This is a genomic window from Streptomyces sp. NPDC001002 (genome assembly GCF_053599215.1).
The window spans coordinates 1-20,074 of the sequence record NZ_JBSFLV010000067.1 but is presented as its reverse complement, the minus strand read 5'-3'; the positions used below and the strand labels follow the sequence as shown (position 1 = coordinate 20,074).

Sequence of the window (20,074 nt, the reverse complement as noted above, 5' to 3'; positions counted from 1 at the left end):
AGTGGAATATTCAATCAACTCCTCCGGTTGTGCAGGCCGAAGGAGGCAACGAGTGGACACCACGTACTACGACCACGGAACACCGGCGGAGCGCTGGGAGCGCGCGCAGATGTTCTTCGACGCCAAGGACTTCACGGCCGCCGCACGGGTGCTGGGCGGGCTGGTCGAGGAGGTGCCGGAGCAGACCGGACCCCGGCTGCTGCTGGCTCGGGCCTACTACCACTCGGCCCAACTGAAGCGCGCGGAGAGCGAGTTGCGTGTCATCGTCGAGCGCGACCCGGTGGAGCACTACGCCCGGCTGCTGCTCGGCCGCACGCTGCAGCGGCAGAGCCGGGACGACGAGGCCGACTCGCACCTGCGGATCGCCTCGGCGCTCGCGGGTGACTTCGAGCAGGTCTGAGCCACACCGCACGACCGGCACCGTACAACCGACACCGCATGACCGACCCCCGGGTCGCCTCCGTATCGAGGTGGCCCGGGGGTCGTCTGTCACTTGGCCGCCGCTGTCCCCCGCCGGTGGGCGATCTCGCCCAGGAGGATGTCGGCCACGATGAACGCGGCCAGGGGGATGCCGAGCAGCGGTACGAAGTAGCCGAGGACCGCGATGACGGCGACGCACGGGACGAGGATCTGCGGGGGCACGTTCTGCCAGGCGCCGCGCGGGATCGGTCGGCCGAAGGAGGAGCCGCGGCCGCGCTGCCACCACATGCGGTAGCCCCAGACGATCAGCAGGACCAGGGAGGCCGCGAGCAGCATCAGGGCGATCTGGTTGACCAGGCCGAACAGGGAACCGGTGTGCAGGTCGATGCCCCAGCGGGTGAGCTTGGCGAGCAACGGGTAGTCGGCGAACCGGAGTTCGTCGGTGACCTTGCCGCTGGTGGGGTCGACGGCGACGGAGTCCTGCTTCTCGGGCCAGCTGCGCTGGACCTGGCGGACGACGTACGCGGAGTTCTCGTCGGCGGGCGGGACGATCTCGACGGGGTCGGTGAGGCCCTTCGCGCGGGCCGCCGCGAGCACGGTGTCGAGGCCGATGCCGTGTTCGGCGTCCCCGGTGGCGGTGGCCGACCCGTGCCCTGCGTGCTCGCCGCCGGCCGCGGCCGAGACCGACGGGGTGGACTGGCCGAGCGAGGTGCGCAGTACGTCGATGTTGGCGCCGGCGTACGTCGACCAGGTCAGACCGGTCGCCGAGAGGAAGATGAACCCGGCCGCCGCCCAGACGCCGACCGTGCCGTGCAGGCCGAGCGTGCGGCGCCGGCCGCTGGTGCCGCGCACCTTGCGCAGCGCACGGCGGCGGGAGAACCACAGCACCAGACCGCCGCCCGCGATGACCCACAGCCAGCTCGCCGCGAACTCACTGTAGAGCCGGCCGGTTTCACCGAGCCGCAGGTCCCGGTGGAAGTCGTCGATCCAGGTGCGCAGGGGCAGCGCGCCGGTCGAGCCGTACTGTTCGAGGGCCCCGCGCACCTTGCCGGTGTACGGGTCGACGAAGACCGCGAGCGTGTGGTCCGGGTCGACGCCCGCGACGCCCGACAGCAGCACCCTGGTGGTGGCGTCGGACTCCGGGGAGGGGCGTACGGCGGACACGGTGCCCTCGGGGTGGGCTTCGCGGGCGGCGGTCACCTGCTCCGAGATCGGCAGCTTGGTCTCGCCGACCTTCGCGACGGTCATCTCGTGGGCGTACACGAGCTTCTCGGCCTGGAACGCGCCGGCGTAGAGGAAGCCGGTGACGGCGGCGACGAGCAGGAACGGTGCGACGAACACGCCGGCGTAGAAGTGCAGGCGCAGCACCAGGGGGCGCAGCGGGGCCCATCTGGAGGGGGTCGGCGCGGGGACGGCGGCGGCCGGTTGCGGGGCCTCGTCGGTGGCGGTCGAGGGAGCGGTGGACATCGGCGGGGTCTCCGGGGGACGGGGGACGGTGTGTGGCTGTAGCGGTCCAGTAGTCGGGGGCGGAGGGCGTCGAGTTCCCGGCGACACAAGTGGCGTACGTCACAGGGCGCGACGGTGGTGGCGGAACGTCATGGCATCCTGGCCCGATGGCAACTCCCCGTGACCCCGCACCCCTTGTCGACCTGGTCGAGGAACTCCTCGCGACCGATGGCCCGTTGCCGATCGTGGCCGCCGGTGACCCGGTCCTGCGCAAGAGCACCGAGCGCTTCGACGGTCAGTTGGCCCCGGCGCTGCTGGCCCGTTTCGTCGAGGCCCTGCGGGTCACCATGCACGCGGCGCCGGGCGTGGGCCTCGCCGCGCCGCAGGTCGGGGTGCCGCTGCGGATCGCGGTGATCGAGGACCCGGCGCCGGTGCCGGACGAGGTGCGCATCGCCCGTGGCCGGGTGCCGCAGCCGTTCCGGGTGCTGGTCAATCCGTCGTACGAGCCGGTCGGCGGCGAGCGGGCCGCGTTCTTCGAGGGCTGTCTGAGCGTGCCGGGGTGGCAGGCGGTGGTGGCCCGGCACGCCGAGGTGCGGTTGACGGGCGAGGACGAGCACGGGCGCGCGGTGGACGAGGTGTTCAGCGGCTGGCCGGCGCGGATCGTGCAGCACGAGACGGACCATCTCGACGGCCTGTTGTATCTGGACCGCGCCGAGTTGCGCTCACTGTCCTCGAACGAGGCGATGGCGGAGCGGTGGACCTTCCCGACGCCGGAGGAGGCCGCACGGGAGCTGGGCTTCGAACTGCCGTGACCCGGACGCGGGTCGACCCTCACATGCGACGCGGGGACCACCTGGAGTCGATGGTCCCCGCGTGAACTTCCCTGTCCCGCGCGTCAGTTGTCGCGGTACGCCTCCAGCAGGCGCAGCCATACCTCGCTGAGCGTCGGGTAGGACGGCACCGCGTGCCAGAGCCGGCTGATCGGCACCTCGCCCGCGACCGCGACGGTCGCCGAGTGGATGAGTTCGCCGACACCGGGGCCGACGAAGGTGACGCCGAGCAGGATCTCGCGTTCGAGGTCGACGACGAGGCGGGCCTTGCCGCGGTAGTCGTCCGCGTAGAGCCCCGCGCCGGCCACCGAGGAGAACTCGACGTCGACGGCGCGCACCCGGCGCCCGGCCTGTTCGGCCTCCGCGAGCGAGAGACCGACGGACGCCGCCTCCGGATCGGTGAAGACGACCTGCGGGACGGCGCTGTGGTCGGCCGTGGCCGCGTGCGCGCCCCACGGGTCGGTCTCCAGGAGCGGTACGCCGGAGGCGCGGGCGGCGATGGCGGCGCCCGCGATCCGGGCCTGGTACTTGCCCTGGTGGGTGAGCAGGGCGCGGTGGTTGACGTCGCCGACCGCGTAGAGCCACTGGCTGCCGGTGACGCGGAGGCTGTCGTCGACGGTGAGCCAGGAGCCGGGGGTCAGACCGACCGTGTCCAGGCCGATGTCCTCGGTACGCGGGACGCGACCGGTGGCGAAGAGGATCTCGTCGGCCTCGATGCGGTCGCCCTGGCCGGTGACGACCACGACCGTGCCGTTCTCCCGGGTCACGGACTCGACCGAGGTGCCGGTGCGCACGTCGACGCCGGCCGCGGTGAGCGCCTCGGCGACCAGTTCGCCGGCGAAGGGCTCCATGCGATTGAGCAGGCCCTTGCCGCGGACCAGGAGGGTGACGTGCGAGCCGAGGGCCTGCCAGGCGGTGGCCATCTCGGTGGCGACCACACCGCCGCCGACCACCACGAGCCGGCCGGGCACCTCCTGGGCGCTGGTGGCCTCGCGGCTGGTCCACGGGCGGACCTCGGCCAGTCCGGGCAGGTCGGGCAGTCCGGCGCCGGTGCCCGTGGCGACGGCGACCGCGTGCCGGGCGGTCAGCGTCGTCACCGTGCCGTCGGAGCCGGTCACGGTGACCGTGCGGGGTCCGGCGAGGCGGCCGTGGCCGCGGTAGAGGTCGGCGCCGATGCCGTCGAGCCAGCCGACCTGCCCGTCGTCCTTCCAGTGGGAGGTGAAGTAGTCCCTGCGGGCGAGGACCGCTGCCGCGTCGAGCGGGCCCTGCACTGACTGGCTCAGGCCCGGCAGCCGGCGGGCGTCCGCCTGGGCGATCACCGGGCGCAGCAGGGCCTTGCTGGGCATGCACGCCCAGTACGAGCATTCGCCTCCGACGAGTTCGCTCTCCACGATCGCGGTGGAGAGTCCGGCCGCACGGGTGCGGTCCGCGACGTTCTCCCCCACGGGCCCGGCCCCGAGCACCACTACGTCGTACGCGATGTCTTCCGTTTCCGTCATGGGGCCAGTCTGCTCGGTGGTGTGGCCGGTGGCCACACGGGTAGGGGCGCGGAATACGTGACCGGCCGGCCGCGTTGTGCCGACGGCTTCGCCCCGACACGAGGAAGTAGGGATACACGTCATGAGCAGCACCGTGGAGCTCACCAAGGAGAACTTCGACCAGACGGTCACGGACAACGAATTCGTCCTGATCGACTTCTGGGCAGCCTGGTGCGGGCCGTGCCGTATGTTCGCCCCGATCTACGACAAGGCCGCCGAGGAGAACCCGGACCTGGTGTTCGGCAAGATCGACACCGAGGCGCAGCCCGAGCTCGCCGCGGCCTTCGGCATCCAGTCGATCCCGACCCTGATGATCGTGCGTGACCAGGTCGCCGTGTACGCCCAGGCGGGCGCCCTGCCGGAGGCCGCCCTGACGGACGTCATCGGCCAGGCCCGCAAGCTCGACATGGACGAGGTCCGCAAGTCCGTCGCCGAGCAGCAGGCACAGGCCGAGCAGAACGGCGAGTAGGCCTCAGCCCAGGAGCGGCAGTCCCGTGTAGTTGGCGGCCAGTTCGGCGGCCGCGTGCCGGGACGAGGTGATCCGGCGGAGACGCGCGAGCTGCACCCGGTTCTCGAACGCGTCCCCGTCCGGCTGAGTGTGCAGCATCCGGGTCATGTCGTACGAGAAGCGCGTGGCCTGCCACACGCGGGCCAGGCATGCCTCGGAATACGTGTCCAGGAGCCGCTCGGAGCCCGTGCGGTGCAGTTCCGTGAAGGCGCGGGCGAGGACTCGGACGTCGGAGACGGCGAGGTTGAGTCCCTTGGCGCCGGTCGGCGGGACGATGTGCGCGGCGTCGCCCGCCAGCAGCAGCCGGCCCAGGCGCATCGGTTCGTGGACGTAACTGCGCATCGGCGTCACGGACTTGGCGGTGATCGGGCCGCGCTTGAGGGTCCAGTCGGCGTCGACGGCGAACCGCGCGGCGAGTTCGTCCCAGATCCGCTCCTCCGGCCAGTCGTCGGGGTCGGTGTCGTTGGGCACTTGCAGATACAGGCGTGAGACATGCGGCGAGCGCATGCTGTGCAGGGCGAAGCCGCCCTCCCCGCGCGCGTAGATCAACTCGTCGCAGGACGGCGCCACATCGGCCAGGACACCGAGCCAGGAGTACGGGTAGTCGTGCGCGTACGAGCGTCCGGCCTCGGCGGGGAAGGTCCCGCGCGAGATGCCGTGGAAGCCGTCGCAGCCGACCACCCAGTCGCAGCTCAGCGTCTGTTCGCGGCCCTCGTGCACGAACCGGACGACAGGCGTGTCGGTCTCCGGCTTCTCGACCGTGAGGGCCTCCGCCTCGAACAACAGCGGTGGCCCCTCGGCCAGTTGGAGGGCGACGAGGTCCTTCACGATCTCGGTCTGGGCGTAGATGGTGACCGTGCGGCCGCCGGTGAGGGCCGGGAAGTCGATGTGGTGGCGTTCGCGGTCGAAGCGCAGCTCGATGCCCTGGTGCACGAGGCCTTCGGCGCCGAGTCGGTCGGCGGCGCCGGCCTCGCGCAGGGCGTCCACCGTGCCCTGCTCCAGCATCCCGGCGCGCTGGCGCTGCTCGACGTACTCCCGCGTCCTGGCCTCCAGGACGACACAGTCCAGGCCCGCGCGGTGCAGCAGCCGGGCGAGGAGCAGCCCGGCGGGGCCGCCGCCGATGATGCCGACCGTCGTGCGCATGGGCGCCTCCTGAGGGTTCAGCTGGAGTCTCGGTGGACCACCGTGGCGCCCAGCACTTCGTGCGTCTCGGGCCCGGCGCCCGGGTCGCGCACCGCGCGGTCCACCAGTTCGGCGAGGTCCCGGCCGGACGGGAGCTCGATGTGCACCGTGCTCAGCCGGGGCCGCAGCAGCCGGCCGAGCACGAGGTCGTCGGCACCGATCACGGCCGTGTCCTGGGGAATTCGTACACCCGCGTCCTGCAGGGCGCGCATCAGCAGCATCGCGTACTCGTCGTTGTACGCGAACACGGAGTCGAGGTCGAGGTCGCGCCAGCGGGCGGCGAGGCGCGCGGCGGCCTGCTCCTCGTAGGCGAGGGGCAGGTCGGTGACCACGGCGTCGGTGTCGTCGAGGGCTCGGCGCACGCCCTTGAGGCGGGGCAGCGAGAAGGGCTCCAGGCCGCCCTCCTCGGGGACGAGGACACCGACGCGGCGCCGGCCTCGGTCGTACAGGTGGCGGCCCGCGCAGAAGCCGACGGCCTCGTGGTCCATGAGCAGGGCGTGGGCGCCCTCGACGGACTCGGGGCCGAGGGTGACGACGGCCCGGGCGCCGGAGCGCTTGAGCAGCGTCACGCCCTGCGGGCCCAGGCCAGCGCCGGGCACCAGGACGGCGACGGGCCGCAGTTCGGCCCAGGCGCGGGCGGCCTCGTCGCCCTGCAGACCGACGGTGCCGTACTGGACCACCGTGTAGTCGAGGCGGCTGAGCGCCCACTGGAGTTCGTTGATGAACTGGCTGTAGAGCGGGCCGACCGGGATGGTCGGGGCCGGCATCAGGACCAGGCGGCTGTGTCCGGCGCGCAGGCTGCGGGCGGCCGCGTGGGGCACGTACCCGAGTTCCTTCGCGGCTTCGTGGACGCGGCGGCGCGTGGGCTCGCTGATGCGTACGGCGCTGGTGTTGTTGAGGACGTAGGAGACGGTCGCGCGCGAGACTCCGGCGAGGCGGGCCACATCGGCACTCGTGGGCACGGGGCGCGCGGCTGGGGACGCGAGCGCGGGCGTGTTCGGTATCTGCACCATGACGTGACGCATCTTTGCAGAACCTGTGTCGGAGGCCACACCCGGTCCACGACGAACATGTTCGTCACGAACTTGTTCTCAACGAACATGTTCGTTACCGTGGAGGCATGACAGACCGCCCCGAGATCCCCCGCAGCCGCCGTGAGCGTCCGGCCAAGCCCGCCCTGTCCAGGGAGGGCATCGTGGCCGCCGCCCTGACCGTGCTGCGTGCCGAGGGTCTGCCGAAGGTGACCATGCGGCGCCTGGCGCAGGAGCTCGACACCGGCCCGGCCTCGCTGTACGTCTACGTGCGCAACACCGCGGAGCTGCACGCGCTGGTGCTGGACGAGCTGCTGGGCACCCTCGGTCCCGTCCCGGCGGAGGGCCCGTGGCGCGAGCGGCTGGAGCGCGTGCTCACCGCCTACACCGGGATGCTCTTCGAGCACCCGAGCCTGGCCCGCTCCGCGCTCACCGCCCGGCCGAGCGGCCCGCACTACCTGACCCTGATCGAGACACTGCTGACCCTGCTCGACGAGGGCGGTGTCCCGCCGGCGCAGGCCGCGTGGGGCGTGGACCTGCTGCTGCAGCACGCCACCACGCAGGCCGCCGAGCACGTGGAGGACACGTCCGACGAGGAGTGGGACGCCGTACGCCGTGCCGTGCGGGACGCCTCCGACCGCACGCATCCACGCGTCGCCGCACTCGCCAGCGACCTGCTGTCGGGGCCGCCCGAGGCCCGCCAGTCGTGGGCGCTGCGCGCGGTGATCACCGGCATAGAGCGGACCGCCGTACCGGACTGATCTCCGTACCCACCAGACCCTTCCGACCCACATCGAGGAGCACGCCATGACCACCCCCACCACCCACCACCCCATCGCGATCGTCGGCGCCGGTGTCGGCGGCCTCGCCCTCGCCCGTGTGCTGCATGTGCACGGCATCGAGGCGGCCGTCTTCGACCTGGACGCCTCCCCCGCCGCCCGTACGCAGGGCGGCATGCTCGACATCCACGGCGACTCCGGCCAGGTGGCGCTGCGCGCCGCCGGGCTCTACGAGACGTTCCTGACCCTCGTCCATCAGGGCGGGCAGGCCACGCGGGTCCTCGACAAGGACGCGACGGTCCGCCTGGACCAGCCCGACGAGGGCGACGGCGACCGCCCGGAGATCGACCGCGGCGACCTGCGCGACCTCATGCTCGGCTCACTGCCCGAAGGCACCGTCCGCTGGGGCGCGAAGGTGGACGGCGCGCGCCCGCTGGGTGCGGGGCGGCACGAGGTGACCCTCGCCGACGGGACCGTCTTCACCACGGATCTGCTGGTGGGCGCGGACGGCGCCTGGTCGCGTGTCCGGCCGTTGCTCTCGGACGCCCGGCCCGTCTACACGGGCGTGTCGTTCGTGGAGGCGGACCTCCCGGACGCGGACGTGCGCCACCCGGTGGGCGCCGAGGTCGTCGGCGGCGGAGCCCTCTTCGCGCTCGGCGCCGGCAAGGGGTTCCTCGTGCACCGCGAGAGCGACGGCAGCCTGCACGTCTACGTCGCCGTGGTGGCCCCCGAGGAGTGGCTCGACGGCGTCGACTTCGCCGACACCGAGGCCGGCAAGGCGTACGTGCTGGCGCACTTCGAGGACTGGGACAAGAGCCTGCGCTCCCTGCTCGCGGAGGCGGACGGCACGCTGGTGCCGCGCCGCATCCACGCCCTGCCGGTGGGCCACCGCTGGGAGCGCGTGCCCGGCGTCACGCTGCTGGGCGACGCCGCGCACCTGATGTCCCCGTTCGCGGGCGAGGGCGCGAACCTCGCGCTGCTCGACGGCGCCGAGCTGGCCCTCGCGCTCGTCGCACACCCCGGCGACACGGAGGCCGCCCTCGCCGCCTACGAGGAGAAGCTGTTCCCCCGCAGCGAGATCTCCGCGGCCGAGTCGGCGCACAACGGCCTGCTGCTGTTCCGCGACGACGCGCCGCAGGGCCTGCTGGACATGTTCGCCAGCCACGGCTGAGCGGGAGCCTCCGGGGAGCGGCTACGCGCCGCCCGTCACCCGGTTCACCAGGTCGACCCAGCCGGCCTCCAACCGGTCCATGGGCATCCCGCACTGCTTGGTGAGGTGGTGGATCAGGGCCGGGTCGAGGTAACCCATCAGCGTCCGCGCCAGCAGTTCGCAGTCGGCGTCCGGCACGAGCTGCCGCAGCAGGACGGTGACGTGCATTGTGAGCGCCTGTATCGGCGGCAGGCCGAACTTGCGGGTCGGCTCCGGCTGCGCGGCCAGTTGCAGGTCCAACTGCTCGTGCGTGCGGTACAGCACCGCCACGCCGAACGCTCGCAGCCGATCCAGGGGCGGGGCCCCGGGTCCCAGCGGGGGCGGGCCGCCGAGGAAGTCGGCCTGCAGCTTCTTCGCCGAGTGGTCCAGCAGGGCCATCAGCAGTCCGGTCCGGTCCCCGAAGCGACGGAAGACCGTCCCCTTGCCCACTTTGGCCGCGGCGGCCACCGCCTCCATCGTGACCCCGGCCGCGCCGTGCTCGGCGATCAGCCGGGCGGCCGCCTCCAGCAGCGCGGCCCGGTTGCGCGCGGCGTCGGCCCGCAGACAGGGCTCGTCCTCGACGGCACTGAGCTGCAACAACTCCGGCTCGCCTACGGGCTCCTGAGGCGCCGGTATGGGCGGCAGGGTGGCGGACATGAAGACAGCGTAAAGCATGGGAACAAAACTGGACCGCAGTCCGCTTAGAGTGCTAGAAATTAAACGGACCTCGGTCCGGATCGTAACGGCAATGTTTCAGCACCCCCCTCTGGAGTCCCCCATGTCTGTTCGCATCCTCGCGCTCGTCGGCAGCCTTCGCGCCGGTTCGCACAACCGCCAGCTCGCCGAGGCCGCTGTGAAGCTGGCCCCGGAGGGCGCTGACGTCGTGCTGTTCGAGGGCCTGGCCGAGATCCCCTTCTACAACGAGGACATCGACGTCGAGGGCGATGTGCCGCCCGCCGCCGCCAAGCTGCGCGACGCCGCCCAGGCCGCCGACGCCTTCCTGCTCTTCTCCCCCGAGTACAACGGCACCATCCCGGCCGTCCTGAAGAACGCCATCGACTGGCTGTCCCGCCCGTACGGCGCCAGCGGCTTCGGCGGCAAGCCCGTCGCCGTGGTCGGCACCGCCTACGGCCAGTTCGGCGGCGTATGGGCGCAGGACGAGGCCCGCAAGGCCGTCGGCATCGCCGGCGGCAAGGTGATCGAGGACCTCAAGCTCTCCATCCCCGGTTCCGTGGTCCGCTTCGCCGAGACCCACCCGGCCGACGACGCCGAGGTCGCCGCGCAGGTGACCGAGGTCATCGCCCGTCTGCACGGGCATGCGGGCGAGACGGTCGCCGCCTGATCCGCGAACGCATCACCCGAAGGAGGCCGGAGCTCTGAGCTCCGGCCTCCTTCTTTCGGGTACTGGGGTAGTCGAGTACTCGGGTACTCCGCTACTCGGCTTCTCGGCTACGAATCCGGCCGATCGATCTGTGCACGCGAGGCGGGTCAGTGGTGGGGGCCCTTCCGGCCCAGGGTCTCCGCAGGGGTGACGCCGGGGCGGTTCCACTGCGGCACCGGTCGGCTGGTTCCGCCCCAGGTGGGGTTCCCGTCCGCGTCCGTACGCCAGGACCAGCACGCGTGTGCGCCCGCGGGCCAGCCCTCAGGGTTGTCCTCCCACGTCTCGCCGCGGCCGTAGGGGGTCATGTCGAGCAGGCCGAGGGATCCGTTGACCCGCTCGTTGCCGCGCCCCGTCGTGGAGTAGGTGAGGAACACGCGGTCGCCGTCGCGCAGGTAGCTGGTGAGGAAGCCCATGTGACCGCCGGCCGGCCCGTCCACACCGCGCACCGAGTACCAGGGCTCGGTGTAGCCCATGAACTCGGTGTACGAGGCGATCTCGTCCCACGGGCCCGTGGCCAGTACGGCGAACGAGACGCCGCGGGCGTTGAGATAGACGGCGTCCTGGAGGTGCCAGGCCGTGGTGGTGCAGCCCTCGCACTGTCCCTGGTGGGGTGCGCCGTCGTACCACATGTGCTTGTAGACCACGAGCTCCTCGCGGCCCTGGAACAGGTCCAGGAACGGCACCGGCCCCTCGGCGCCGGTGACCTCGACCTTGCCGTCGAACTCGACCATCGGCAGCCGCCGCCGGGCCGCTGCGATCGCGTCGCCCTCATGGGTGTGCGCCTTCTCCCGGACCAGCAGCTCCTCGCGCGCCGCCTGCCAGGTGGCCAGGTCGACGACCGGCGGTTTGCCGGGAAGGTCGCCGCTCGCGTTGCCGGGCGTGGTCGTCATGGTGTCCTCCGTGGTGTCCGATACCGGGCAGCGCCGCACAGCGCGCTACGACGCTCATCGGAACAGACTCGCGAAGCGGCCGGAACTCATCGCGGCCAGGGGCCGTCGTTCGCATCGGCCCGGCCTCTGGGCCTCAGGCCACCACCGTCGGTGCCAGCTCCCGCAGTTCGCGCAGCGCGGCCGCGACCGCGGGGCGTTCCCGGCCGCCCGTGCGGGTGCAGGTGAGGAGCGTGCGGTGCGGGTTGCCAGTGCAGCGGACGCGGGTGATCGGCAGGTGCGGGGTGAGCTGGGAGAGCCTCGGGATCAGGGCCACGCCGAGCCGGTGGGCGACCAGGTGGGCGGTGACGTTCCACTCCACCGTGTAGTGGACGACTCCTGGGCTGAACCCGGCCTCGCCGCACGCCGACAGCACGTGCGGGCTGCAGGGGCTGTCGGGCATCGGGGCGATCCAGTCCTCGTGCGCCGCGTCGGAGAGGTCGACGCGCTCACGCCCCGCCAGCGGATGGTCGTCGGGCACGACGAGGTCGAACGGGTCGTCCAGCAAAGGCTGTTGGTCGAAGCGGGCGTCGCTCAACGGCGGGTTGTACGGAGTGGCCTCCACGACCGCCAGATCGGCCTCGCCCTCGAAGAGCTGGTCGAAGCTGTCCGGCACACCCGCCTCCCGGATGCGCACCGACAGCCGCGGATGCCGCTGCTGCAACCGGGCCGCCATCGGGGCCACCAACACCGACACGGCCGTCGGGAAGCCGCTCACCCGCAACGGGCCGCCGGGAGAACCGTGATCGGCACGCAACTCCAACTCGGCCTGTTCCCAGCGGGTCTGGATGGCGTCGGCGTGCGCGAGCAGGCTCTCGGCGGCCGGGGTGAGCCGTACCCCGCGGCCCTGCGGTTCCAGCAGGTCGACGTCGAGGTCGCGGGCGAGCTGGCGGATCTGCTGGGAGGCGGCGGACGGCGTGAAGTGCAGGGCGCGGGCGGCCGCGGTGACCGTGCCGTAGTGCGCGACCGCGCGCAGGACGTGGAGCCGGCGCAGATCAATCATGAAGCCCACGCTTCAAGGTCCGGTCCGGAAAGTCAACCTGGACGTGTACGGAGGTCCAGCGGCACCCTGGCTGTGTCGCGACGGTCGATCAGCCACGAGGTACGAGGAGTTGCCATGACCAGCCCGACCGGCGCCGCCTGCCCGCACTGTGGTTGGCCGGATGCCGCCGACCCCTTCCAGGTGCTGTCCCGGCACGCCACCGCCACGGGACTCACCCTCTGGACGCGCTGCGGCTGCGGTTCGCTCCAGGTCAGGAGCGTCGACGACCGCGGTGTGCGGATCGTCTCGCGCAGCCGCCCCGCCGCCGCTCAGTCGAGCCCGGCCAGCCGCTGAACCGCCGGCGCCACGAAGCTCTCCAGCCAGCCGGAGGTCTCACCGAGGCGTGGCGAGAGAATGACCGTGTCGATGCCGAGCCCGGTGTAGCCCTCCAGGTCCCGCGTGACGGTGTCGAGGTCGCCCTCGTTGACCGCCTCTCCGCTGTGGGCGACGGTCTTGCGGATCGTGTCGTAGTCGCGCCCCTCGGTGTCGCAGTGGGCGCGCAGCACGTCGAGCTTGTGGCGGACCTCGTCCGGGGAGGTCGTGAAGAGGTTGCACGCGTCGCCGTAGCGGGCGACCAGGCGCAGCGTCTTCTTCTCGCCCCCACCGCCGATCATGATCTCGGGGCGGGGAGTGCTGACCGGGGCCGGTACGCACAGGGTCTCGGCCAGCCGGTAGTGCTTGCCCTCGAACGGGCCGTTGTTCTCCGGGTCCCACATCTGGAGGCAGACGCGCAGGGCCTCCTCCAGGCGCTCGAAGCGTTCGGCGAGCGGCGGGAAGGGCACGCCGAGGCCCTCGTGCTCTCGGCCGTACCAGGCCGCGCCGATGCCGAGGGTGGCCCGGCCGCCGGACACCACGTCGAGCGAGGTGGCGATCTTGGCGAGCAGTCCCGGGTGACGGTACGTCACACCCGTTACCAGCGCGCCCAGTTGGACCGTGGAGGTCTGGCCCGCCAGATAGCCGAGGGTCGTGTAGGCCTCCAGCATCGGCGCCTCGGCCCCGCCGTTGAACTCCATCTGGAAGTAGTGGTCCATGACCGACAGCCAGCTGACCCCGGCCGCCTCGGCCGCGCGACCGGCCGCGGCGAGCTCGGACCCGAGCGCGGGCCCTCCCCCGCTGTGGTCGAACCGGTTGATGTGCACACCCACACGCATGTCCGTCTCCGTTCGCCCCGGCCCGTGCCGACCCGGGTGACGTTAGATCTTCGAGCGCTCTCGAAGTCAAGGACGCGCCGTCTCACGCTGAGGGACGGGTCGCCTCTCGCTCAGGGGCGCGCCGCTTCCCTCGCTTCCCGCTCCTCCTGCTTCTTCGACGCCCGCAGGCTGGTGAACGTCGTGATCGCCAGGACCAGGACGATGAAGCCGAGCGAGAAGGGGATGGAGATCTCCGGGACGTGCACGCCGGACTCGTGCAGGGCGTGCAGCACCAGCTTGACGCCGATGAAGCCCAGGATGATCGACAGGCCGTAGCTGAGGTGGACGAGCTTCCTGAGCAGGCCGCCGATGAGGAAGTACAGCTGCCGCAGGCCCATCAGCGCGAAGGCGTTGGCCGTGAACACGATGTACGGGTCCTGGGTCAGCCCGTAGATGGCCGGGATCGAGTCGAGCGCGAACAGCACGTCCGTGGAGCCGATCGCGAGCATCACGACCAGCATGGGGGTCATGACCCGCTTGCCGTTCTCCTCGATCCAGAGCTTCGTGCCGTGGTAGCGGTCGGCGACACCGAACCGCTTCTCCACCGCCTTCAGCAGCTTGCTCTCCTCGTAGTCCTCCTCGTGCCCCTCCTTGCGCGCGTCCTGGATGAGCTTCCAGGCGGTCCAGATCAGGAAGGCGCCGAAGAGGTAGAACACCCAGGAGAAGGTGGAGATGATCGCCGCACCGGCCGCGATGAAGCCGGCCCGCAGCACCAGGGCCACGAGGACGCCGACCATCAGCACCCGCTGCTGGTACTGCGAGGGCACGGCGAACTTCGCCATGATCAGGACGAAGACGAAAAGATTGTCGACGCTCAGCGACTTCTCGGTCACGTACCCGGCGAAGAACTCGCCCGTGGGCCCCGCCCCGCCGAAGACGAGCAGCCCCACCCCGAAGAGACAGGCCAGGACGACCCAGACGATCGTCCAGACCCCGGCTTCCCTGACCGACACATCGTGGGGTTTGCGGCCGATGAAGAAGTCGACGGCGACGAGCACGCACAGTGCCAGTACGGTCAGCAGCCAGACGGTGAGGGAGACGTTCACGGGTGGTACTCCTGGTGCGGTGGGGGTCTGGTCAGCGTTGTCGTGACTTGTGATCTCTTCCACCACGTACAGGTGAACAGCGGGCAATGAGGCGGTTTCGCGGCGTCCACCCGCCATTCGGCGGGCACCTTCCGCCGGACGGCGGCGGACCGGGCGGCAGCGGCGCGCGGACCATGACGGGTGAGAGCCGCCGCGCCCCGCGTGAGGAGACGTCATGACCCAGGTACCGCCCCCGTTCGACCCCGAGCTCGCCGCCGCGCTCGAACTGGTCAAGGAGATGATCTCGCCCAGCCTCACGATGGACGACATCGCCACGATGCGCGAGGGAATGGGGGTCGACTTCCTGGGCGAGCTCGACCTGACCCTCGACGGGTTCTTCGAGGTCGAGGACCGTACGGTGCCGGGCCCCGAGGGCGAGCCGGACATCTCGCTGCTCATCTGCCGTCCCACCGCCCCCGCGACCGTCGGCCCGCGGCCCGTCTTCTACCACGTGCACGGCGGCGGCATGGTGATCGGCAACAACCAGGTCGGCGTGACCGCGGCCCTCGACTGGGCGAAGGAACTGGACGCGGTCGTCGTCTCCGTGGAGTACCGGCTGGCACCGGAGCATCCCCATCCGGCGCCGATCGAGGACGTCTACACCGGGCTGGTCTGGACGGCGGAGCACGCGGCCGAACTCGGCGCCGACGCGCAGCGGATCGTGATCGCGGGTGCCAGCGCCGGCGGCGGGCTGACGGCCGCGCTCGGCCTGCTGACCCGCGACCGCAAGGGTCCGCGGCCGATGGGCCAGGTGCTGATGTGCCCGATGCTCGACGACCGCAACGACACCGTCTCCTCCCACCAGATGGCGGGCCTCGGCGTCTGGGACCACACGGCCAACGAGACCGGCTGGACGGCGCTGCTCGGTGGAGAGCGCGGCGGCCCGGACGTGTCCCCCTACGCCTCCCCCGCCCGCGCAGAGGACCTCGCCGGCCTGCCGCCCACCTTCATCGACGTCGGCTCGGCGGAGACCTTCCGCGACGAGGCAGTCGCCTACGCCTCCCGGATCTGGCAGGCCGGCGGAGTGGCCGAGCTGCACGTATGGCCGGGCGGCTTCCACGGCTACGACGGCTTCGCCCCGCAGGCGGCGGTGTCCCGGGCGACCGGGGCGGCGCGGCTGAACTGGCTGAGGCGGCTCATCGGCGAGTGACGGTCCCTGGCAGCCGCGGGGAGTTTCGGCCCCTCCCCTCGCGGCACCGTCGGCCGGTCCGTTCACGTCGGCCCGGGCAGCCGCTCGCCGCTCCGCCGCGCACGGCCGCCGGGCCGACATCCCACGGGTCCGCGGACTCCCCGGTATCCGCGCCATGGAGGACCATGAACGTATGAAAGAGCTGGCCGGACGACTGACCACGCTGGACCCGGACGCCGGAGCCGCGGTGCAGGTCATCTCCTACTTCGATCACCTGGCCGAGGCCAGGGCCGGTCTGGAGACCCTGGTGCGGGGCGCCGCCGTGCTGGCCGGCTGCCCGGCGCGGCTCGTCGACGGCGGTCGGCGCGTACGGGTCCGGGTCGAGCCTGACGGCACCCGCAAGGACGTCGACACCCCGCCGGACCCGGCCTGGCCGTCCGCCGCACTGGAGCCGGGCGGTGTCCCGGCACTGTGGCTGGAGCGTCCGGCCGGGCAGCCCAGCGTCGTCGACGCCGTGATCGTGGAGCGGGCCGCGGGGGCCGTCCGGCTCGTCCTGGACCGCACCCGGGGCCGCGCCCCGGCCTCGCTCGCCGACGACCCGGCGCTGGTGGAGACGCTGCTGGACGCGACGGTCCCGCAGGACGCCCGGCTGCACGCGGCCCGTCTCATCGGCGTCGACCCCGCCGACCCGGCCGTCCGCGTACGCGCCCTCGCCCCGGCCGACGGCAGACCCCGCCTGCTGATCGCCGGCGCGGAACTCCCCGCCGGCCGCGTCGGCGTCGGCCCCGCCGTCCCCGTACTCGACCTGCCGCGCTCCTGGTCCGAGGCCCGCACGGCCCTGCGTTTCACGGCCGACGGCACCGCGCAGGACCCCGGCCCGCGGGTGATGTACGCCGATGAGCTGGGCGGCATCGCCCTGCTCGCCGGGCTGATCGCACCGGGCGCCGAGCCGCCGGCCGACGTGCACGCCATCGAGGCGGCCGCCGCTGCCGTGCCCGGGCTGCTGGCCACGCTCAACGCCGTGGCCATGACGGCGAGTCAGCGGGCGGCCGCGGCCGAGATCAACGTCCACCACTCCACGCTCCAGGACCGGTTGACCCAGGCGGAGCACCTGCTGGGCTGGCCGGTACGCACACCACAGGGCCGGCTCAGGCTCCAACTGGCGCTGGCGATGCGGCACTTGGCGCGGCCGTGACGGTCGACCGAGGGGGTGCGCCTGCCCCGTTCCGCCCGGCTACCCGAGAGGGAACGACGCCTCAAGCCGCCACTCCGTGCCGCTGAACACCACCAGGTCGACCGACGAGACGTGAGCCGCGACGGGAAGCTTCGGACCGATGTCCGCCTCCGCCTCGGAAAGGGCTGCCTCGTCGCGGACCTGTCCGACGGTCAGATGGGGCACGGGCTCGTACTTGCCGCCGTACGGCGGGGCTTCCGGCCAGCGTTCGACGACGGCCTCGGTGAGGCGGCGGAACGGGGTGTCCGGCGTCGGCGCGAGGTACAGCACGCCGGGAAAGCGGCCGCAGCGCTCGAAGCTGACGTCGAACGCCGGGTGCCGGGCGGCCAGTTCACCGAGGGCGGCGCGAGTGCCGTCGTCGACGAGGTCCGCGGGTAGGAACGGGAAGAGGACGGTGGCATGGGCCGGGACGCCCGCGCGGGCGGCGGGATCGAGGCGTTCGCGCCACGTCCGGACCACCGGCTCGGCCTCTGGGACCAGCACCACGAGACCTGTCTGTCCTGCCTGGAACCCACGGGAGTCGTCCGTCACCCGACGTGTATATCAGCCGCACGGACGGGCACGGATCCGCACCGGCGGTCACTCGTTGCATGCGCGCGCTACATGCTTCCGCCGGTAATTTCACCGATCCCCTATCCTGGATCCCAGTCACCAAGCGACGGAGGACCCAGGCCATGACCGCGACGGACCCGGCACTCACCGCCCTCGCCCAGAGCTGGTGCGCCCTCTCGCTGCTGCACGGCAGGATCGAGGCGCACATCGAGCGCGCCCTGCAGGCGGACCACGACCTGAGCGTGCGCGAGTACTCACTGCTGGACGTCCTGAGCCGGCAGCACGACGGCGACGGCGGACATCTGCAGATGAAGCAGGTCGCCGACGCGGTCGTACTCAGCCAGAGCGCCACGACCCGGCTGGTCACCCGCCTGGAGGACCGCGGGCTGCTGACCCGCTACCTGTGCCCCACGGACCGGCGCGGCATCTATACGAACGTCACCGAGGCCGGCTTCAAGCTGCTCGAAGAGGCCCGGCCGACCAACGAGGCCGCCCTGCGCGAGGCCCTCGACGAGGCCGCGGCGAACCCCGAGCTCGCCCCGCTGGTCAAGGCGGTCGAGACGCTCCGCGTGGCCGCCTGACACCGGGCACTTCCTCCGCCTCTGAAGCCGAGCCCCCGAGGTGCCGCCGCCACGGGGGCTCTCGCTTGCCTCCATGCTTGCAGACGCGCGCTACCCGCCCCCGAACTTCCCTGCACTTGCATTTATCCCGCGCCTGCAACTATTGTCGACGCTCGTAAGCGCCACACGCAATCGCCTGGAAGGTACCTCCCATGCCTCTCGCCCTTCTGGCCCTCGCCATCGGGGCCTTCGGGATCGGCACGACGGAATTCGTGATCATGGGCGTGCTGCCCGAGGTCGCGGACGACTTCGGGGTCTCCATCCCGACCGCCGGCTGGCTGGTCTCCGGCTATGCCCTCGGCGTCGTCATCGGCGCGCCGCTGCTGACCATCCTGGGCACCAAGGTCTCGCGCAAGAAGATGCTCATGTTCCTCATGGGACTCTTCGTGGTCGGCAACGCCCTGTCCGCGTTCGCCCCCGGCTTCGGCGTGATGCTGATCGGCCGCGTGATCGCCTCCCTGGCACACGGCGCGTTCTTCGGCATCGGCTCCGTGGTCGCCGCGGACCTGGTCGCCCCGGAGAAGAAGGCCTCCGCGATCTCCCTGATGTTCATGGGGCTCACGGTCGCGAACATCGTCGGCGTGCCGCTGGGCACCTACATCGGCCAGGCCGCCGGCTGGCGCGTCACCTTCGTTCTCGTCGCCTCGCTCGGCATCGTCGGGCTGCTCGGTCTGGCGAAGCTCGTGCCCGACGCGGGCAAGCCCAAGTCCCCTGATGTACGAGCCGAGTTCGCCGCCTTCCGCAATGTCCAGGTCTGGCTCGCGCTGGCGATGACCGTCCTCGGCTACGGCGGTGTCTTCGCCGCGATCACCTACATCACGCCGATGATGACCGAGGTGGCCGGCTACTCGGCCGGCGCGGTGACGTGGCTGCTGGTGCTGTTCGGGGTCGGCATGTTCCTGGGCAACCTGCTGGGCGGCCGGTTCGCCGACCGCGCGCTGATGCCGATGCTGTTCACCGCGCTCGCCGCCCTGTCCGCGACGCTGCTGCTCTTCACGGCGACCGCGCACGACAAGGTTCTCGCCGCGATCACGCTGACGCTGATCGGCGCGCTCGGCTTCGCCACCGTTCCCCCGCTGCAGAAGTGGGTACTCGACCAGGCGTCCGCCGCCCCGACCCTCGCCTCGGCCGTCAACATCGGCGCCTTCAACCTCGGCAACGCGCTGGCCGCCTGGCTGGGCGGTGTCGTGATCTCCGCCGGGCTCGGCTACACCTCGCCGAACTGGATCGGCGCCCTGCTGTCCGGCGCGGCGCTGCTGCTGGCCTTCCTGGCCGCGGCCCTGGACCGCCGTACCCGCACCACCACCGGCCATGTCGTGGCCGCGTCCGCCCCGGCCGACGACGTCCCCGTCGCCGCCCGGCACTGAACCGACCACACCGGCCGACAGCGAACCGACGACCACCGAACCGACCGCACCGCCCCGACAACACCGCAAAGGAACAGCGCACATGACCCCCACCGTCACCCTCAACAACGGCGTCGAGATCCCCCAGCTCGGCTTCGGCGTCTTCCAGGTCCCCGACGCCGAGACCACCGCCGCCGTCACCAACGCCCTTCAGGCGGGCTACCGCAGCATCGACACCGCCGCGATCTACGGCAACGAGGCCGGCGTCGGCGCCGCCCTCGCCGCCTCGGACCTCGCCCGCGAGGACCTCTTCGTGACCACCAAGCTGTGGAACGCGGACCAGGGTTACGACGCCACGCTCCGCGCGTTCGACGCGAGCCTCGCCAAGCTGGGCCTGGAGTACGTCGACCTGTACCTGATCCACTGGCCGACGCCGGCGCGGGACCTCTACCTCGACTCGTGGAGCGCCATCGAGAAGCTGGCCGCCGACGGGCGGATCCGTGCCGCCGGTGTCTCCAACTTCCAGCCCGCGCACCTGCGTCGGCTGGTGGACAACTCCTCGCTGGTGCCCGCCGTCACGACCTGGTGCGGATCGGCAACGGCGAGATCGCCTACTGGCCGAGCCTGGGGCACGGCGTCTTCGGCC

At 71.8% G+C, this 20,074-nt stretch carries 22 protein-coding genes; 12 read left to right on the top strand and 10 right to left on the bottom strand.

What is annotated here, in order from left to right:
* The first annotated feature begins 52 nt into the window (after window positions 1–52).
* On the top strand, window positions 53–400 hold the full coding sequence (locus ACWDR3_RS27645; protein ID WP_450355276.1) for a tetratricopeptide repeat protein: 348 nt from the start codon (window positions 53–55) through the stop codon (window positions 398–400).
* An 89-nt stretch (window positions 401–489) separates the two neighbouring features.
* Here ACWDR3_RS27645 and ACWDR3_RS27640 read toward each other — a convergent pair whose 3' ends face one another.
* The gene (locus tag ACWDR3_RS27640; protein WP_450355275.1) at window positions 490–1,887 is read right to left on the bottom strand and encodes a PepSY-associated TM helix domain-containing protein; all 1,398 of its coding nucleotides are present in this window, start codon (window positions 1,885–1,887) and stop codon (window positions 490–492) included.
* A 146-nt stretch (window positions 1,888–2,033) separates the two neighbouring features.
* Between ACWDR3_RS27640 and ACWDR3_RS27635 the strand changes: the two genes are divergently transcribed.
* Window positions 2,034–2,678, top strand: a complete 645-nt coding sequence (locus ACWDR3_RS27635) for a peptide deformylase (RefSeq protein ID WP_450355274.1) — start codon at window positions 2,034–2,036, stop codon at window positions 2,676–2,678.
* Between the two features lie 83 nt (window positions 2,679–2,761).
* Here the strand turns inward: ACWDR3_RS27635 and ACWDR3_RS27630 are convergent, their stop codons facing one another.
* Window positions 2,762–4,195 carry a dihydrolipoyl dehydrogenase family protein gene (locus tag ACWDR3_RS27630; protein WP_450355273.1) on the bottom strand — a complete coding sequence of 478 codons (1,434 nt, stop codon included), beginning with the start codon at window positions 4,193–4,195 and terminating at the stop codon, window positions 2,762–2,764.
* Window positions 4,196–4,316: 121 nt separating this feature from the next.
* Between ACWDR3_RS27630 and trxA the strand changes: the two genes are divergently transcribed.
* On the top strand, window positions 4,317–4,703 hold the full coding sequence (gene trxA / locus ACWDR3_RS27625; RefSeq protein WP_123996407.1) for a thioredoxin: 387 nt from the start codon (window positions 4,317–4,319) through the stop codon (window positions 4,701–4,703).
* 3 nt (window positions 4,704–4,706) lie between these two features.
* Here the strand turns inward: trxA and ACWDR3_RS27620 are convergent, their stop codons facing one another.
* Both ACWDR3_RS27620 and ACWDR3_RS27615 read right to left on the bottom strand, forming a co-directional pair.
* Window positions 4,707–5,885: a 4-hydroxybenzoate 3-monooxygenase gene (locus tag ACWDR3_RS27620; protein ID WP_450355272.1), complete on the bottom strand. Its 1,179-nt coding sequence runs from the start codon at window positions 5,883–5,885 to the stop codon at window positions 4,707–4,709.
* Window positions 5,886–5,902: 17 nt separating this feature from the next.
* On the bottom strand, window positions 5,903–6,949 hold the full coding sequence (locus ACWDR3_RS27615) for a LacI family DNA-binding transcriptional regulator (protein ID WP_450355271.1): 1,047 nt from the start codon (window positions 6,947–6,949) through the stop codon (window positions 5,903–5,905).
* Window positions 6,950–7,044: 95 nt separating this feature from the next.
* Here ACWDR3_RS27615 and ACWDR3_RS27610 point away from each other — a divergent pair, with 95 nt between their 5' ends.
* Both ACWDR3_RS27610 and ACWDR3_RS27605 read left to right on the top strand, forming a co-directional pair.
* Complete coding sequence (locus ACWDR3_RS27610; protein WP_450355270.1) at window positions 7,045–7,716, top strand: TetR/AcrR family transcriptional regulator; 672 nt, start codon at window positions 7,045–7,047, stop codon at window positions 7,714–7,716.
* Between the two features lie 46 nt (window positions 7,717–7,762).
* A complete protein-coding gene (locus tag ACWDR3_RS27605; RefSeq protein WP_450355269.1) occupies window positions 7,763–8,905 on the top strand; it encodes an FAD-dependent oxidoreductase in 1,143 nt (380 codons plus the stop codon).
* 21 nt (window positions 8,906–8,926) lie between these two features.
* On the opposite strand, the gene ACWDR3_RS27600 is transcribed toward ACWDR3_RS27605, so the two are convergent.
* Window positions 8,927–9,598 carry a TetR family transcriptional regulator gene (locus ACWDR3_RS27600; RefSeq protein WP_450355268.1) on the bottom strand — a complete coding sequence of 224 codons (672 nt, stop codon included), beginning with the start codon at window positions 9,596–9,598 and terminating at the stop codon, window positions 8,927–8,929.
* Between the two features lie 103 nt (window positions 9,599–9,701).
* Between ACWDR3_RS27600 and ACWDR3_RS27595 the strand changes: the two genes are divergently transcribed.
* The gene (locus tag ACWDR3_RS27595; protein ID WP_450355267.1) at window positions 9,702–10,265 is read left to right on the top strand and encodes an NADPH-dependent FMN reductase; all 564 of its coding nucleotides are present in this window, start codon (window positions 9,702–9,704) and stop codon (window positions 10,263–10,265) included.
* Between the two features lie 146 nt (window positions 10,266–10,411).
* Here the strand turns inward: ACWDR3_RS27595 and ACWDR3_RS27590 are convergent, their stop codons facing one another.
* On the bottom strand, window positions 10,412–11,194 hold the full coding sequence (locus ACWDR3_RS27590; protein ID WP_450355266.1) for a DUF899 family protein: 783 nt from the start codon (window positions 11,192–11,194) through the stop codon (window positions 10,412–10,414).
* A gap of 133 nt (window positions 11,195–11,327) precedes the next feature.
* On the bottom strand, window positions 11,328–12,233 hold the full coding sequence (locus ACWDR3_RS27585; RefSeq protein ID WP_450355265.1) for a LysR family transcriptional regulator: 906 nt from the start codon (window positions 12,231–12,233) through the stop codon (window positions 11,328–11,330).
* A gap of 114 nt (window positions 12,234–12,347) precedes the next feature.
* On the opposite strand from ACWDR3_RS27585, the gene ACWDR3_RS27580 reads away from it, so the two are divergent.
* Window positions 12,348–12,566 (top strand): hypothetical protein, encoded by a 219-nt coding sequence (locus tag ACWDR3_RS27580; protein WP_450355264.1) that lies wholly within the window; start codon window positions 12,348–12,350, stop codon window positions 12,564–12,566.
* Here ACWDR3_RS27580 and ACWDR3_RS27575 read toward each other — a convergent pair.
* Together ACWDR3_RS27575 and ACWDR3_RS27570 are read right to left on the bottom strand one after the other, a co-directional pair.
* Window positions 12,542–13,423, bottom strand: a complete 882-nt coding sequence (locus tag ACWDR3_RS27575) for an LLM class F420-dependent oxidoreductase (RefSeq protein WP_450355263.1) — start codon at window positions 13,421–13,423, stop codon at window positions 12,542–12,544. The two genes, ACWDR3_RS27580 and ACWDR3_RS27575, sit on opposite strands and share 25 nt — an antisense overlap.
* Before the next feature lie 110 nt (window positions 13,424–13,533).
* On the bottom strand, window positions 13,534–14,508 hold the full coding sequence (locus ACWDR3_RS27570; RefSeq protein WP_450355262.1) for a TerC family protein: 975 nt from the start codon (window positions 14,506–14,508) through the stop codon (window positions 13,534–13,536).
* A gap of 214 nt (window positions 14,509–14,722) precedes the next feature.
* On the opposite strand from ACWDR3_RS27570, the gene ACWDR3_RS27565 reads away from it, so the two are divergent.
* The gene (locus tag ACWDR3_RS27565) at window positions 14,723–15,697 is read left to right on the top strand and encodes an alpha/beta hydrolase (protein ID WP_450355261.1); all 975 of its coding nucleotides are present in this window, start codon (window positions 14,723–14,725) and stop codon (window positions 15,695–15,697) included.
* 172 nt (window positions 15,698–15,869) lie between these two features.
* The gene (locus ACWDR3_RS27560) at window positions 15,870–16,871 is read left to right on the top strand and encodes a helix-turn-helix domain-containing protein (protein ID WP_450355260.1); all 1,002 of its coding nucleotides are present in this window, start codon (window positions 15,870–15,872) and stop codon (window positions 16,869–16,871) included.
* A gap of 39 nt (window positions 16,872–16,910) precedes the next feature.
* Here the strand turns inward: ACWDR3_RS27560 and ACWDR3_RS27555 are convergent, their stop codons facing one another.
* Window positions 16,911–17,441 carry a 2'-5' RNA ligase family protein gene (locus tag ACWDR3_RS27555; protein WP_450355259.1) on the bottom strand — a complete coding sequence of 177 codons (531 nt, stop codon included), beginning with the start codon at window positions 17,439–17,441 and terminating at the stop codon, window positions 16,911–16,913.
* Window positions 17,442–17,584: 143 nt separating this feature from the next.
* Between ACWDR3_RS27555 and ACWDR3_RS27550 the strand changes: the two genes are divergently transcribed.
* The 3 genes from ACWDR3_RS27550 to ACWDR3_RS27540 all read left to right on the top strand — a co-directional run.
* Window positions 17,585–18,043 (top strand): MarR family winged helix-turn-helix transcriptional regulator, encoded by a 459-nt coding sequence (locus ACWDR3_RS27550; protein ID WP_450355258.1) that lies wholly within the window; start codon window positions 17,585–17,587, stop codon window positions 18,041–18,043.
* A 191-nt stretch (window positions 18,044–18,234) separates the two neighbouring features.
* Complete coding sequence (locus ACWDR3_RS27545) at window positions 18,235–19,449, top strand: MFS transporter (RefSeq protein ID WP_450355257.1); 1,215 nt, start codon at window positions 18,235–18,237, stop codon at window positions 19,447–19,449.
* 82 nt (window positions 19,450–19,531) lie between these two features.
* A partial coding sequence (locus ACWDR3_RS27540) for an aldo/keto reductase (RefSeq protein ID WP_450355256.1) occupies window positions 19,532–20,074 on the top strand: 543 nt, incomplete at its 3' end.